The 12,720-nt window shown below is 68.8% G+C and carries 14 protein-coding genes; 5 read left to right on the top strand and 9 right to left on the bottom strand.

Annotated elements, in window-relative coordinates; genetic code table 11:
• Window positions 1-19: 19 nt before the first annotated feature.
• The 9 genes from rng to upp all read right to left on the bottom strand — a co-directional run bounded on the left by rng (window position 20) and on the right by upp (window position 7,903).
• Complete coding sequence (gene rng / locus ACFIMZ_RS14370; RefSeq protein WP_431820088.1) at window positions 20-1,489, bottom strand: ribonuclease G; 1,470 nt, start codon at window positions 1,487-1,489, stop codon at window positions 20-22.
• An 8-nt stretch (window positions 1,490-1,497) separates the two neighbouring features.
• A complete protein-coding gene (locus ACFIMZ_RS14365) occupies window positions 1,498-2,130 on the bottom strand; it encodes a Maf family protein (RefSeq protein ID WP_431820087.1) in 633 nt (210 codons plus the stop codon).
• Window positions 2,131-2,181: 51 nt separating this feature from the next.
• Window positions 2,182-2,652, bottom strand: a complete 471-nt coding sequence (gene rlmH / locus ACFIMZ_RS14360; protein ID WP_084904637.1) for a 23S rRNA (pseudouridine(1915)-N(3))-methyltransferase RlmH — start codon at window positions 2,650-2,652, stop codon at window positions 2,182-2,184.
• 9 nt (window positions 2,653-2,661) lie between these two features.
• Entirely contained in the window at window positions 2,662-3,105 is a 444-nt protein-coding gene (gene rsfS / locus ACFIMZ_RS14355; RefSeq protein ID WP_431820086.1) for a ribosome silencing factor, read from the bottom strand.
• A 4-nt stretch (window positions 3,106-3,109) separates the two neighbouring features.
• Window positions 3,110-3,865, bottom strand: a complete 756-nt coding sequence (locus ACFIMZ_RS14350) for a nicotinate-nucleotide adenylyltransferase (RefSeq protein WP_431822499.1) — start codon at window positions 3,863-3,865, stop codon at window positions 3,110-3,112.
• Window positions 3,856-4,779 carry an oxygen-dependent coproporphyrinogen oxidase gene (gene hemF / locus ACFIMZ_RS14345; RefSeq protein ID WP_431820085.1) on the bottom strand — a complete coding sequence of 308 codons (924 nt, stop codon included), beginning with the start codon at window positions 4,777-4,779 and terminating at the stop codon, window positions 3,856-3,858. The genes ACFIMZ_RS14350 and hemF overlap by 10 nt, the downstream gene beginning before the upstream one ends.
• Window positions 4,780-4,894: 115 nt before the next feature.
• Window positions 4,895-6,172 (bottom strand): phosphoribosylamine--glycine ligase, encoded by a 1,278-nt coding sequence (gene purD / locus ACFIMZ_RS14340; RefSeq protein ID WP_431820084.1) that lies wholly within the window; start codon window positions 6,170-6,172, stop codon window positions 4,895-4,897.
• 105 nt (window positions 6,173-6,277) lie between these two features.
• Window positions 6,278-7,006: a YebC/PmpR family DNA-binding transcriptional regulator gene (locus tag ACFIMZ_RS14335; protein WP_431820083.1), complete on the bottom strand. Its 729-nt coding sequence runs from the start codon at window positions 7,004-7,006 to the stop codon at window positions 6,278-6,280.
• Between the two features lie 246 nt (window positions 7,007-7,252).
• Window positions 7,253-7,903 carry a uracil phosphoribosyltransferase gene (gene upp, locus ACFIMZ_RS14330; RefSeq protein WP_431820082.1) on the bottom strand — a complete coding sequence of 217 codons (651 nt, stop codon included), beginning with the start codon at window positions 7,901-7,903 and terminating at the stop codon, window positions 7,253-7,255.
• Between the two features lie 223 nt (window positions 7,904-8,126).
• Between upp and ACFIMZ_RS14325 the strand changes: the two genes are divergently transcribed.
• From ACFIMZ_RS14325 to kdpA, 5 genes are all read left to right on the top strand, one after another.
• The gene (locus tag ACFIMZ_RS14325; RefSeq protein ID WP_431820081.1) at window positions 8,127-8,906 is read left to right on the top strand and encodes an SDR family oxidoreductase; all 780 of its coding nucleotides are present in this window, start codon (window positions 8,127-8,129) and stop codon (window positions 8,904-8,906) included.
• 52 nt (window positions 8,907-8,958) lie between these two features.
• On the top strand, window positions 8,959-9,351 hold the full coding sequence (locus tag ACFIMZ_RS14320) for a methylglyoxal synthase (RefSeq protein ID WP_431820080.1): 393 nt from the start codon (window positions 8,959-8,961) through the stop codon (window positions 9,349-9,351).
• A 205-nt stretch (window positions 9,352-9,556) separates the two neighbouring features.
• Window positions 9,557-10,531: a quinone oxidoreductase family protein gene (locus tag ACFIMZ_RS14315; RefSeq protein WP_431820079.1), complete on the top strand. Its 975-nt coding sequence runs from the start codon at window positions 9,557-9,559 to the stop codon at window positions 10,529-10,531.
• A gap of 273 nt (window positions 10,532-10,804) precedes the next feature.
• Window positions 10,805-10,897, top strand: coding sequence for a K(+)-transporting ATPase subunit F (gene kdpF / locus ACFIMZ_RS14310; protein WP_006752209.1), 93 nt, complete (start codon window positions 10,805-10,807; stop codon window positions 10,895-10,897).
• Complete coding sequence (gene kdpA, locus ACFIMZ_RS14305) at window positions 10,894-12,699, top strand: potassium-transporting ATPase subunit KdpA (protein ID WP_431820078.1); 1,806 nt, start codon at window positions 10,894-10,896, stop codon at window positions 12,697-12,699. Before kdpF ends, kdpA begins: the two co-directional genes overlap by 4 nt.
• Window positions 12,700-12,720: the final 21 nt, after the last annotated feature.

Genomic DNA, 12,720 nt, shown 5'->3' with positions numbered 1-12,720 from the left:
GGGCATCGTGCGCCGTGCGTCACATCAGCACGATGTCGTACTGCTCCTGACTCAGATTCGACTCGACCTGCAGCGACACCGGCTTGCCGATGAAGTCGATCAGCATCGCGAGATGCTGCGATTCCTCGTCGAGGAACAGGTCGATCACCTGCTGCGCGGCGATCACGCGGAACTCGCGCGGATTGAACTGCCGCGACTCGCGCAGGATCTCGCGCAGGATGTCGTAGCACACGGTGCGCGACGTCTTCACCTGGCCCTTGCCCTGGCAGGTCGGGCACGGCTCGCACAGCACGTGCGCGAGCGATTCGCGCGTCCGCTTCCTCGTCATCTCGACAAGCCCGAGCTGCGAGAAGCCGTTGACGGTCACGCGCGTGCGGTCGCGCGCGAGCGCCTTCTTCAGCTCGGTGAGCACCGCGTCGCGATGCTCGGCGTTCTCCATGTCGATGAAGTCGATGATGATGATCCCGCCGAGGTTGCGCAGCCGCAGCTGCCGCGCGATGGTGTGCGCGGCCTCGAGGTTGGTCTTGAAGATCGTGTCGTCGAAGTTGCGCGCGCCGACGTAGCCGCCCGTGTTCACGTCGATCGTCGTCATCGCCTCGGTCTGGTCGATCATCAGGTAGCCGCCCGACTTCAGGTCGACCCGCCGTGACAGCGCCCGCTGGATCTCCGTCTCGATGTTGTACAGGTCGAACAGCGGCCGCTCGCCGGTGTAGTGGTGCAGCTTCGGGCTCACGGCCGGCGTGAACTCGGTCGCGAATTCGGCGAGCCGCTGGTACGTCTCGCGCGAATCGACCTGGATGCGCGACGTGTCGTCGTTCGCGAAATCGCGCAGCACGCGCTGCGCGAGGTCGAGATCCTGGTACAGCAGGCTCGTCGCCGGCAGCCGCTGCGCCTGGGCGACGATCGTCGCCCAGGTCTTGCGCAGGTACGTGACGTCGCCGGCCAGCTCTTCGGAGGTCGCGTCCTCGGCGATCGTGCGCACGATGTAGCCGCCTTTCTCGTCCGCCGGGATCACCGCGGTCAGGCGCGCGCGCACCGCCTCGCGCTCGGCCTCGCTCTCGATCTTCTGCGAGATGCCGATGTGCGGCTCCTGCGGCAGGTAGACGAGCGTGCGGCCCGCGATGCTGACCTGCGTCGACAGCCGCGCGCCCTTCGTGCCGATCGGGTCCTTGATGACCTGGACCATCAGCGTCTGGCCCTCGAACACGGTTTTTTCGATCGGCTGGTGCGGCGCGCTCGTGTGCGGTTCGCCGTTCAGGCGCGGCTGCCAGATGTCGGCAACGTGCAGGAACGCCGCGCGCTCGAGCCCGATGTCGATGAACGCCGACTGCATGCCGGGCAGCACGCGCACGACCTTGCCGAGATAGATGTTGCCGACGCGTCCGCGCGACAGCGTGCGCTCGACGTGAAGCTCCTGCACCGCGCCTTGCTGGACGAGTGCGACCCGCGTTTCCTGCGGCGTGATGTTGATCAGGATTTCTTCGTTCATGGTGCGATTCAGAAGTCGATGCGCGCGGTGCGAAGCAGCGCCGCGGTCTCAAAAAGGGGCAGACCCATGATACCTGAATGGGAACCGGCGATTTGCTCGACGAACTCGGCCGCGCGCCCCTGGATCGCGTAGGCGCCGGCCTTGCCGAACGGCTCGCCGGTCTCGACGTAGCGCGCGAACGCGTCGCGCGACGCGGCGGCGAAGCGCACCGACGAGCGCGACAGCGCGGGCGGCAGCAGCGCGCCGCCCGCGTCGATCACGGCGACTGCGGTCAGCACTTCGTGCTCGCGCCCCGCGAGGCGGGTGAGCATCGCGAGCGCGTCGGCGGGATCGGCGGGCTTGCCGAGGATCGCGCCGTCGATCGTCACGGTCGTGTCGGCGACGAGCACCGGCGCGGCGGGCTTGCCGCTCGCGACGAGGCGCGCACGCGCGGCATCGGCCTTCGCGACGGTCACGCGCAGCACGTAGTCGTCGGCGGCCTCGCCGGGCAGCTCGGCTTCGAGCGACTCGGCGTCCTCGTCGGGGCGGGGCAGCAGCAGTTCGAAGCGCACGCCGATCTGCTGCAGCAGCTCCTGGCGGCGCGGGCTTTGCGAAGCGAGGTAAAGGGTCGGGAAGAGTTCGCGGGAAACGCTGGACGGCATGGTGTCGTTATCTCGTGGGGCGCGCGGCGCGCGCGTCGCGAGGACGACGCGTCATGCGCGGTGATAGGGGTGATTCTGCGTGATGCTCCACGCCCGGTAAAGCTGTTCGGCGAGCAGCACCCGCACCATCCCGTGCGGCAGCGTCATGCTGGAGATGCGCAGCAGCAGGTCGGCGCGCGCCTTGAGCTCCGGATCGAGCCCGTCGGCGCCGCCGATGATGAACGCGACGTCGCGGCCGTCCTGCTGCCAGCCGGGCAGCGCCTGCGCGAGCTGCATCGTAGTCCAGTCGCGGCCGCGCTCGTCGAGCGCGACGATTCGCGCGCCCTTCGGCAGTGCGGCCTCGATCTTCTGCCGCTCGGCGGCCATCACGCTTTCGGCGCTGCGCCCGCCCGAGCGCAGCTCGGGCTTGATCTCGCGCAGCTCGATGCGCAGCTCGGGCGGCATCCGCTTCGTGTACTCGTCGAAGCCGGATGCGATCCAGCCGGGCATCTTGTGGCCGACCGCGAGGATGAAGAGCTTCATCGGAACGGCTTAGCGGCGGCGGGCGGGCGTCTTGCGTGCCGGACGGGCGACTTCTTCCTCGTCTTCTTCGTCTTCGGCCTCTGCAGCCGCGCCGTTCGGGGCCTTGCCGCCGCCGAGCTTCATGCGCACCGGCTTGTCGCCCCAGATTTCCTCGAGGTTGTAGTACTGGCGCAGCGCGGGCTGCAGGATGTGCACGACCGCGTCGCCGCAATCGACGAGCACCCATTCGCCGGTGTCCTCGCCTTCGGAGCTGACGACGTCGCCGCCGGCTTCCTTGACCTTGTCGCGCACGTTCGACGCGAGCGCCTTGGTCTGGCGGTTCGACGTGCCGGACGCGACGATTACGCGATCGAACAGCTCGGTCAGGTGGCTCGTATTGAAGACCTTGATGTCTTGCGCCTTGATGTCTTCGAGGGCGTCGACGATGACGCGCTGCAGTTTGCGGATATCCATGGATTCAGGATTGGTAGAGACGATGTTGAAGAATATAGGCCCAGACGGCGGCCGGCACGTGCTCGGCCGATGCGTCGGGCATTTGTGCGCGGCGCGCGATGCATTCGCGCAGGTGCGCGCGGATGTCGGTCGCGGCGATGTCGAACGCGAGCGTCGTGTCGATCAGGATGCGCCCGGCCGGCGTGGCCATCAGCGTGTCGGCGCCGGCGAGCCGCGCGGCGACTTCCTGCGCGACCGCCTGCGGCGCCGCGGCGAGATCGAAGCCGGGGCGGGTCGACACGCAAATGTGCGCGTAGTCGAACAGCCGGCGCCAGTCGCGCCAGGTGTCGAGCCGCACGAGCTGGTCCGCGCCGATCAGGAGCGACAGCGACGCGTCCGCGCCGACGCGCGCGCGCCAGCGCGCGAGCGTGTCGACGGTATAGGTCGGCCCCGCGTGCTCGATCTCGTCGGTCGCGACGCTGACCGTCGCGCCCGGCAGCACGAGCGATTGCGCAGCGGCGCGCGTCATCGCCAGGCGATGCTCGGCGGCCGACACGTCGCGCTTCTGGTACGGCTGCCCGGCGGGCAGCAGCACGAGCTCGGTCAGGCCGAGCACGTCGGCGAAGCGGCCGGCGAGCGCGAGATGACCATCGTGGATCGGGTCGAACGTGCCGCCCAGCAGGCCTATGCGACGCAAGAGCGGGCGCGGCAGCGGGGCGGGGCGGGTGGTGTGGTCCAGAACGGGTCCCTTTCGTTGCAGTGGCGCGGGGCTCAGACCCAGTCGCGCGGCACGATGAAGTCGCTGGTCAGGCGCGCTTCCGGCGTACCCGGCTCGGGCTGCCAGTTGTAGCGCCAGTTCGCGACGGGCGGCATCGACATCAGGATCGACTCGGTCCGGCCGCCGCTTTGCAGGCCGAACAGCGTGCCCCGGTCGAACACGAGGTTGAACTCGACGTAGCGGCCGCGGCGGTAGCCCTGGAACGCGCGCTCGCGCTCGCCGTACGGCGTGTCGCGGCGGCGCTCGACGATCGGCAGGTACGCGGCGAGGAACGCGTCGCCGACGCTTTGCATCATCTCGAACGCGCGTTCGAAACCGGGCTCCGCGTAATCGTCGAAGAAGATCCCGCCGATGCCGCGCGCTTCATTGCGGTGCTTGAGGAAGAAATACTCGTCGCACCACTTCTTGAAACGCGGATACAGGTCCGCGCCGAACGGATCGAGCGCGTCCTTGCAGGTCTGGTGGAAATGCCGCGCGTCGTCCTCGAAGCCGTAAATCGGTGTCAGATCCATGCCGCCGCCGAACCAGAACACCGGCGCCTCGCCGGGCTTGGTCGCGATCAGCATCCGCACGTTCATGTGCACGGTCGGGCAGTACGGATTGCGCGGGTGCAGCACGAGCGACACGCCGAGCGCCTCGAAGCCGCGGCCCGCGAGCTGCGGGCGCGCCGCGCTTGCCGACGGCGGCAGCGCGTCGCCCGCCACGTCGGAAAAGCCGATGCCGGCGCGCTCGAACACGTGGCCGTCCTCGAGGATGCGCGTGCAGCCGCCGCCGCGCAGGCGTTCGTCGGGGCCGCGCTGCCACGCGTCGGTCGCGAGCGGCGTGCCGTCGAGCGCGCCGAGCGCGTCGGCGATGCGGGTCTGCAGGCCCTGAAGGTAGGCGCGCACGCGCTCCACGTCGTAGGTCGAATCGGTCATGTCTGGACTGAATGCCCCTCGGAAAAGCGGGCGTAATAAATGCATCTGCCGGGCATTCTATCGAAGCCCGGCAGAGGAGGGCGCGGCCGCGTCAGCGGGGCGCCGGTTGCCAACGTTACGCGCTCTTGCGGCTCAGCGCGCGGTAGCCGATGTCGCGGCGGTACTGCATGCCTTCGAAATTGATCTGGTTGATCGTTTCGTACGCATGCTGCTGCGCCTCGCGCACCGAGTCAGCGAGGCCGACCACGCACAGCACGCGGCCGCCCGACGTCGTCAGCTTGTCGCCGTCGAGCGTCGTGCCCGCGTGGAACGTCACCGCCTGCTCGGTCTCGGCCGGGATGCCGTTGATGCGGTCGCCCTTGCGCGGCGCGTCCGGATAGCCGTGCGCGGCCAGCACGACGCCGAGCGCGGTGCGGCGGTCCCAGTCGAGCTCGACCGTGTCGAGCGTGCCCGCGATCGCCTGCTCGACGACCTTCGAGAAATCGCTCTTCAGGCGCGCCATGATCGGCTGCGTCTCCGGGTCGCCCATCCGGCAGTTGAACTCGAGCGTGCGCGGATTGCCGTCCTTGTCGATCATCAGGCCCGCGTACAGGAAGCCCGTGAAGCGGATGCCGTCCTTCTCCATCCCGCGCACGGTCGGCATGATGATCTCGCGCATCACGCGCGCGTGCATCTGCGGCGTGACGATCGGGGCAGGGGAATACGCGCCCATGCCGCCCGTGTTCGGGCCGCGGTCCTCGTCGAGCAGGCGCTTGTGGTCCTGGCTCGATGCAAGCGCGAGCGCGTGCTTGCCGTCGACCATCACGATGAAGCTCGCTTCCTCGCCGTCGAGGAACTGCTCGATCACGACGCGCGCGCCCGCATCGCCGAGCTTGTTGCCCGACAGCATCATGTCGACGGCCGCATGCGCTTCGTCCAGCGTCATCGCGACGACGACGCCCTTGCCCGCGGCGAGGCCGTCGGCCTTGACGACGATCGGCGCACCCTTCGCGTCGATGTACGCGTGCGCGGCGGCCGCGTCGGAGAAGGTCTCGTAGTCGGCGGTCGGGATGCCGTGGCGCTTCATGAACGCCTTCGCGAAATCCTTCGAGCTTTCGAGCTGCGCCGCTTCGCGGGTCGGGCCGAAGACCTTCAGGCCGCGCGCGCGGAACAGGTTGACGATGCCGGCCGCGAGCGGTGCTTCCGGGCCGACGAGCGTGAACGCGACGCCTTCGCTTTCCGCGAAATCGGCGAGCGCGTCGAGCGACGTGATGTCGACATTCTTCAGGCGCTCGTCCTGCGCCGTGCCGCCATTGCCGGGCGCGACGTAGACCATCTGGACGCGCGGCGACTGCGCGAGCTTCCACGCCAGCGCATGTTCGCGGCCGCCGGAACCGACGACGAGTAGTTTCATGGGATTCCCCGCAGACTGGAAAACAGGGCGGCCGGCACGCTCAGGCGCGCCGGCCGCGATAATCGGTCGGGCCGCCGCCGCGAACGAGGCACGGCGGCAGGCATCTCATTCCTCGACGACGACGGCGTTCGTGTACACCTCCTGCACGTCGTCGAGGTTCTCGAGCGCGTCCAGGAGCTTCTGCATCTTCACCGCATCGTCGCCGGTGAATTCGACTTCGTTCTGCGGCTTCATCGTCACTTCGGCGAGTTCCGCCTTGAAGCCCGCGGCTTCGAGCGCGTCCTTCACCTTCGAGAATTCCTGCCAGTCGCACAGCACTTCGATCGAGCCGTCGTCGTTCGTGCTGACGTCGTTCGCGCCCGCCTCGAGCGCCGCTTCCATCAGCGCGTCTTCCGACGTGCCCGGCGCGAACAGGAACTGGCCGACGTGATCGAACATGAACGCGACCGAGCCGTCGGTGCCCATGTTGCCGCCGAACTTCGAGAACGCGTGGCGCACTTCCGCGACCGTGCGGGTGCGGTTGTCGGTCAGCGTGTCGACGATGATCGCCGCGCCGCTGATGCCGTAGCCTTCGTAGCGGATTTCCTCGTAGTTCGCGCCGTCCGCGCCGCCGACGCCGCGATCGATCGCGCGCTTCACGTTGTCCTTCGGCATGTTCGCGTCGGCCGCCTTGTCGACCGCGAGACGCAGGCGCGGGTTCGAGCCGACGTCGCCGCCGCCGAGGCGCGCCGCGACCTGAATTTCCTTGATCAGGCGGGTCCAGATCTTGCCGCGCTTCGCGTCGGCCGCTGCCTTCTTATGCTTGATGTTGGCCCATTTCGAGTGACCAGCCATACGTTTCTCCGTCGCCCGGGCGCTCTGCGCGGGCGTTTAAGCCAATGTGTCGTTGAATCGGCGGCCGTTCGGGCGGGCGTGAAGCCGCGGGGGCCGCGCGTGTCGAGTGGAGCGAGATTTTATCACGCGGCGGGCGTCCGCTTGGGGCCGTCGCGCATGGCCAAATGGCCGGGGCCTGCCCACCGCGAAACCGGCGGAGGGCCGGACGGCCGGCCCCCGGATCACCGGCCCCGGATGGCCGTCCCTTCAGTTCTTCGTGCCGAACAGCCGGTCGCCCGCATCGCCGAGGCCCGGCACGATGTACGCGTGCTCGTCCAGGTGCGAGTCGAGCGACGCGACGTACAGCTTCACGTCCGGATGCGCGTCCTGGAACACCTGGACGCCTTCCGGCGCGGCGACGAGCGCGACGAACATGATGTTCGCGGCCGGCACGTTGCGGCGCTTCAGCACGTCGACCGCGTGCACGGCCGAGTAGCCGGTCGCGACCATCGGGTCGCACAGGATGAAGATCCGGTCCTCGAGGTCCGGCAGGCGCACGAGGTACTCGACCGGGCGATGGTCGTCCGCGCGGTACACGCCGATGTGGCCGACGCGCGCCGACGGGACCAGGTCGAGCAGGCCGTCCGACATCCCGACGCCCGCGCGCAGCACGGGGACGATCGCGAGCTTCTTGCCGGCGATCACCGGCGCGTCGATCTTGACGAGCGGGGTTTCGACCCGCTTGGTCGTGATCGGCAGGTTGCGGGTGATCTCGTAGCCCATCAGCAGCGTGATTTCGCGCAGCAGCTCGCGGAACGTGCGCGTCGACGTGTCCTTGTCGCGCATGTGGGTCAGCTTGTGCTGGATCAGCGGGTGATCGAGGATGAAGAGATTCGGGAAACGGCTGTCCTGTTTCATGACGGGGGCGCCCTGGCGCAAAAGGGGTTCGGGACGGCAGGCGGGCGGCGGGCCCGTCTGCGCGCAATGACGCAAGTTTACCAAGACGGCTCGCGCGATCCGGATATTATCGACGTCTGACCGACAACCCGCGCGCCGCCCGCGGACGTTCGCCGCTGCTTGACGCCGATTGCCGGCGCGAACGGGGCACCATCCGGCGCGCCGCAACCAACGGATATCGACGATGGATCTCGGCATCGCAGGGAAGACCGCGCTCGTGTGCGCGGCAAGCAAGGGCCTCGGGCGGGGCTGCGCGGAAGCGCTGGCCGCCGAGGGCGTGAATCTCGTGATCGTCGCGCGCACGCGCGACACGCTGGAGGCGACCGCGGACGCGATCCGCGCGGCGTCGGGCGTCGCCGTGACCGCGGTCGCGTGCGACATCACGACGCCGGACGGGCGCGCGGCCGCGCTTGCCGCCTGCCCGCAGCCGGACATTCTCGTGACGAATGCGGGCGGCCCGCCGCCGGGCGACTTCCGCGATTTCTCGCACGACGACTGGATCCGCGCGCTCGAGTCGAACATGCTGACGCCGATCGAGCTGATCCGCGCGACCGTCGACGGGATGATCGCGCGCCGCTTCGGCCGGATCGTCAACATCACGAGCTCGGCCGTGAAGGCGCCGATCGACGTGCTGGCGCTGTCGAACGGCGCGCGCTCCGGGCTGACCGGCTTCGTCGCGGGGCTCGCGCGCCGGGTCGCCGCGCACAACGTGACGGTCAACAACCTGCTGCCGGGCCTGTTCGACACCGACCGGATCGCGACGACGCTCGCCGCGTCGGCGCAGGCGAAGGGCGTGACGGTCGATGAAATGCGCGAGCGGCGCGCGCAGGAGATTCCGGCGGGCCGCCTCGGCACGCGCGACGAGTTCGGCGCCGCGTGCGCGTTCCTGTGCAGCGTGCATGCGGGCTACATCACCGGGCAGAACTGGCTGCTCGACGGCGGCGCTTACCCGGGCACGTTCTGACGGGCGCCGCGCGGCCGGCTATTACGACGACGACAAACCGAAGGACTTGCAGATGAGCACACCCCGCATCGCACTGATTGCGCACGACGCGAAGAAGGACGAGATCGTCGCGCTCGCGGGCGAGTATCGCGCGGCGCTCGCGCGCTGCCGGCTGGTCGCGACCGGCACGACGGGCGGCCGCATCGCGGCCGCGCACGGCCTCGACGTCGAGCGCAAGCTGTCCGGGCCGCTCGGCGGCGACCTGCAGATCGGCGCGGAGCTGGCCGAGGGCCGGGTCGACATCGTCGTGTTCCTGCGCGACCCGATGACCGCGCAGCCGCACGACCCCGACATCACCGCGCTCGTGCGCGCGTGCGACGTGCACGACGTGCCGTGCGCGACCAACATCGCGACCGCGCGGATGCTGCTTGACGACCTGATGAGGAAGACGGGCGCGGCTGGCTAGGCACGGCGGGTTAGGCGCGGCCGGCTAGGCGCGGCCGGCCAGGCGCATCCCGCAACCCGACCCCGAATTACCCCTGCCGCCGGCAGGGCGATGCACGAATCGTGACGACGCGCGAGAATCGGGCCTTGCGATGCGTGCCGACGGGCGGCCCGCCTGCCGGCGCCTGAACCTTTCCGTGACTGAAGACGAAACGAGGAGCGATACGATGCCGAAAGCAATCCGATACGACCAGGCGGGCGGCCCGGAAGTGATGAAGTGGGTCGACGTCGAGGTCGCCGAGCCGCAGGCGGGCCAGGTCCGCGTCAGGCAGCATGCGGTCGGGCTCAACTACATCGACGTGTATTTCCGCACCGGGCTCTATCCGCAGCCGCTGCCCGGCGGGCTCGGGATGGAGGCGGCCGGCGAAGTGACGGCGGTCGGCGACGACGTGACCGCGTTCAAGCCGGGCGACCGCGTCGCCTACGTGTCGTCGTCGCCCGGCGCGTACGCGCAGGAGCGCGTGCTGCCCGCCGACCGCCTCGTCAGGCTGCCGGACGGCATCGGCTATGACGAAGCGGCGTCGGTGATGCTGCAGGGCCTGACCGCGCACTACCTGCTGCGCCGCACGTATCGGGTCAAGGCCGGCGACACGATCCTGATTCATGCGGCGGCGGGCGGCGTCGGCCTGCTCGTGTGCCAGTGGGCGAAAGCGCTCGGCGCGACCGTGATCGGCACGGTCAGCTCCGACGAGAAGGCCGGGATCGCGAAGGCGCACGGCTGCGATCACCCGATCGTCTACACGCGCGAGAACTTCACGGCGCGCGTGCGGGCGATCACGAACGACGCGCTGCTGCCGGTCGTCTACGATTCGATCGGCAAGGATACCTACATCGGCTCGCTCGACTGCCTTGCGCCGCTCGGGCTGTTCGTCAGCTTCGGCAACGCGTCCGGCCCGCTGCCGCCGATCGACTCGAAGGAATTCTCGTCGCGCGGCTCGCTGTTCTTCACGCGGCCGACGCTGTTCTCGTACATCGCGAAACGCGCGGACCTCGAAGCGGCCGCGGCCGAGCTGTTCGACGTGATCCAGTCGGGCAAGGTGAAGACCAGCATCAACCAGCGCTATCCGCTCGCGGAAGTTGCGCGCGCACACGCCGATCTCGAGGCCCGCAAGACCACCGGCTCGACGATCCTCGTGCCCTGACACAGCCGCGCCGGCCCCCGGGCCGGCTCGCGATCTCCCCCGGGCGGCGCTGCGGCGCCGCCTGTCCGTTTACGCGTTTTTTACACGCCCCCGACGACCTTTGACCCGTCCTTTACGCGCGTTCCAATAAGGTTCTAGTCGTCCGATTTCGACGACGGAGAACACAAAAATGGATGGGGTTTTCATCGGCGCTCTGGTGCTGTTCACCGCGCTGATCCTCGGTTTGATCGCCGGTTGCGAGAAGCTCGCGCAATACGGCCGCGGGGGGCGCGCATGACCTGGATGCTGTGGTTGGCGGGCGCTTCGACCGCCTTGCTGTTCGCGTATCTCGTCTTTGCGCTGCTGCGCGCGGAGGACATCGAATGAACGCGAACAATATTTTCCAAGCGGCGCTGTTCGTCGTCGTGCTGCTGGCGGCGGCCGTGCCGGTCGCGCGCTACCTGTCGGCGGTGATGGACGGCAGCTCCCGCGTCGTGCGCGTGTTCGGCCCGCTCGAGCGCGCGCTCTATCGCATCGCCGGCGTCGACGCCGGCAGCGAAATGAACTGGAAGCAGTATGCGATCGCGACGATCGCGTTCAACGCGCTCGGCGCGCTGTTCCTCTACGCGCTGCTGCGCCTGCAGGGCTTGCTGCCCGGCAACCCGCAGCAGTTCGGCGCGATGACGGTCGACGGCGCGTTCAACACCGCGGTCAGCTTCGTCACCAATACGAACTGGCAGGACTACACGCCCGAGCAGACCGTCAGCTACCTGACGCAGATGCTCGGCCTCACCGTGCAGAACTTCCTGTCCGCGGCCACCGGCATCGTCGTCGTGATCGCGCTGATCCGCGGCTTCGCGCGCCACACCGCGCAGACGATCGGCAACTTCTGGGTCGACCTCACGCGCGTGACGCTTTACGTGCTCGTGCCGATGTCGGCGCTCGTCGCCGCGCTGCTGATGAGCCAGGGCGTGATCCAGAACATGAAGGCGTACCAGGACGTGCCGGTGCTGCAGGCGAGCACCTACGCCGCGCCGAAGCTCGACGCGCAGGGCAACCCGGTCAAGGACGACAAGGGCAACCCGGTGACGGTCACGACGCCGCTCGCGAAAGAGACGCTCGCGATGGGCCCGGTCGCGTCGCAGGAAGCGATCAAGATGCTCGGCACCAATGGCGGCGGCTTCTTCAACGCGAACTCCTCGCATCCGTACGAGAACCCGACGCCGTTCGCGAACTTCGTCCAGATCTTCTCGATCCTGATCATCCCGGCCGCGCTGTGCCTCGTGTTCGGCCGCATGATCGGCGACCGCCGGCAGGGCGTCGCGGTGCTCGCGGCGATGACGGTCGCATTCGTGATTGCGATCGGCGCCGAGGTGAACGCCGAGCAGGGCGGCAACCCGACGCTCGCGGCGCTGCACGTCGACCAGTCGGCGAGCGCGCTGCAGTCGGGCGGCAACATGGAAGGCAAGGAAACGCGCTTCGGCATCGCGCAGACCGGCATCTTCACGGTCGCGACCACCGCCGCGTCGTGCGGCGCGGTCGACACGATGCACGATTCGCTGACGCCGCTCGGCGGCCTCGTGCCGATGCTGCTGATGCAGCTCGGCGAAGTGGTCTACGGCGGGGTCGGCTCGGGCCTCTACGGGATGCTGGTGTTCGCGCTGCTCGCGGTGTTCGTCGCCGGCCTGATGATCGGCCGCACGCCCGAATACGTCGGCAAGAAGATCGAAGCGTACGAGATGAAGATGGTGTCGATCGTCGTGCTGCTCACGCCGCTGCTGGTGCTGGTCGGCACGTCGATCGCGGTGCTCGCCGATGCGGGCAAGGCCGGCATCGCGAACCCGGGCCCGCACGGCTTCTCGGAAATCCTGTACGCGTTCAGCTCCGCCGCGAACAACAACGGCAGCGCGTTCGCGGGCCTGACGGTGGGCACGCCGTTCTACAACTGGATGACGGCGATCGCGATGTGGTTCGGCCGCTTCGGCACGATCGTGCCGGTGCTCGCGATCGCGGGCTCGCTCGCCGCGAAGAAGCGCATCGCCGCGACGAGCGGCACGCTGCCGACCCACGGGCCGCTGTTCGTCGTGCTGCTGCTCGGCACGGTGCTGCTGGTCGGCGCGCTGACCTACGTGCCCGCGCTCGCGCTCGGGCCCGGCGTCGAGCACCTGATGATGTGGCTGGGCGCGTAACACGCACGCCAACAAGGACAA

This window comes from Burkholderia sp. F1 (assembly GCF_050813845.1).
GTDB classification, from domain to species: Bacteria; Pseudomonadota; Gammaproteobacteria; order Burkholderiales; family Burkholderiaceae; genus Burkholderia; species Burkholderia ubonensis.
The sequence above is the reverse complement of the archived record's forward strand: the minus strand, read 5'-3'. Positions and strand labels throughout refer to the sequence as shown.

Excerpts from the sequence above, each read along its gene's own strand:
- ACFIMZ_RS14320 (WP_431820080.1), top strand. The coding sequence starts at position 8,959 with ATGAGCACACCCCGCATCGCACTGATTGCGCACGACGCGAAGAAGGAC.
- ACFIMZ_RS14335 (WP_431820083.1), bottom strand. The coding sequence starts at position 7,006 with ATGGCTGGTCACTCGAAATGGGCCAACATCAAGCATAAGAAGGCAGCG.
- rlmH (WP_084904637.1), bottom strand. The coding sequence starts at position 2,652 with ATGAAGCTCTTCATCCTCGCGGTCGGCCACAAGATGCCCGGCTGGATC.
- kdpA (WP_431820078.1), top strand. The coding sequence starts at position 10,894 with ATGAACGCGAACAATATTTTCCAAGCGGCGCTGTTCGTCGTCGTGCTG.
- upp (WP_431820082.1), bottom strand. The coding sequence starts at position 7,903 with ATGAAACAGGACAGCCGTTTCCCGAATCTCTTCATCCTCGATCACCCG.
- hemF (WP_431820085.1), bottom strand. The coding sequence starts at position 4,779 with ATGACCGATTCGACCTACGACGTGGAGCGCGTGCGCGCCTACCTTCAG.
- kdpF (WP_006752209.1), top strand. The coding sequence starts at position 10,805 with ATGACCTGGATGCTGTGGTTGGCGGGCGCTTCGACCGCCTTGCTGTTC.
- rsfS (WP_431820086.1), bottom strand. The coding sequence starts at position 3,105 with ATGGATATCCGCAAACTGCAGCGCGTCATCGTCGACGCCCTCGAAGAC.
- rng (WP_431820088.1), bottom strand. The coding sequence starts at position 1,489 with ATGAACGAAGAAATCCTGATCAACATCACGCCGCAGGAAACGCGGGTC.
- ACFIMZ_RS14315 (WP_431820079.1), top strand. The coding sequence starts at position 9,557 with ATGCCGAAAGCAATCCGATACGACCAGGCGGGCGGCCCGGAAGTGATG.
- ACFIMZ_RS14325 (WP_431820081.1), top strand. The coding sequence starts at position 8,127 with ATGGATCTCGGCATCGCAGGGAAGACCGCGCTCGTGTGCGCGGCAAGC.
- ACFIMZ_RS14365 (WP_431820087.1), bottom strand. The coding sequence starts at position 2,130 with ATGCCGTCCAGCGTTTCCCGCGAACTCTTCCCGACCCTTTACCTCGCT.
- purD (WP_431820084.1), bottom strand. The coding sequence starts at position 6,172 with ATGAAACTACTCGTCGTCGGTTCCGGCGGCCGCGAACATGCGCTGGCG.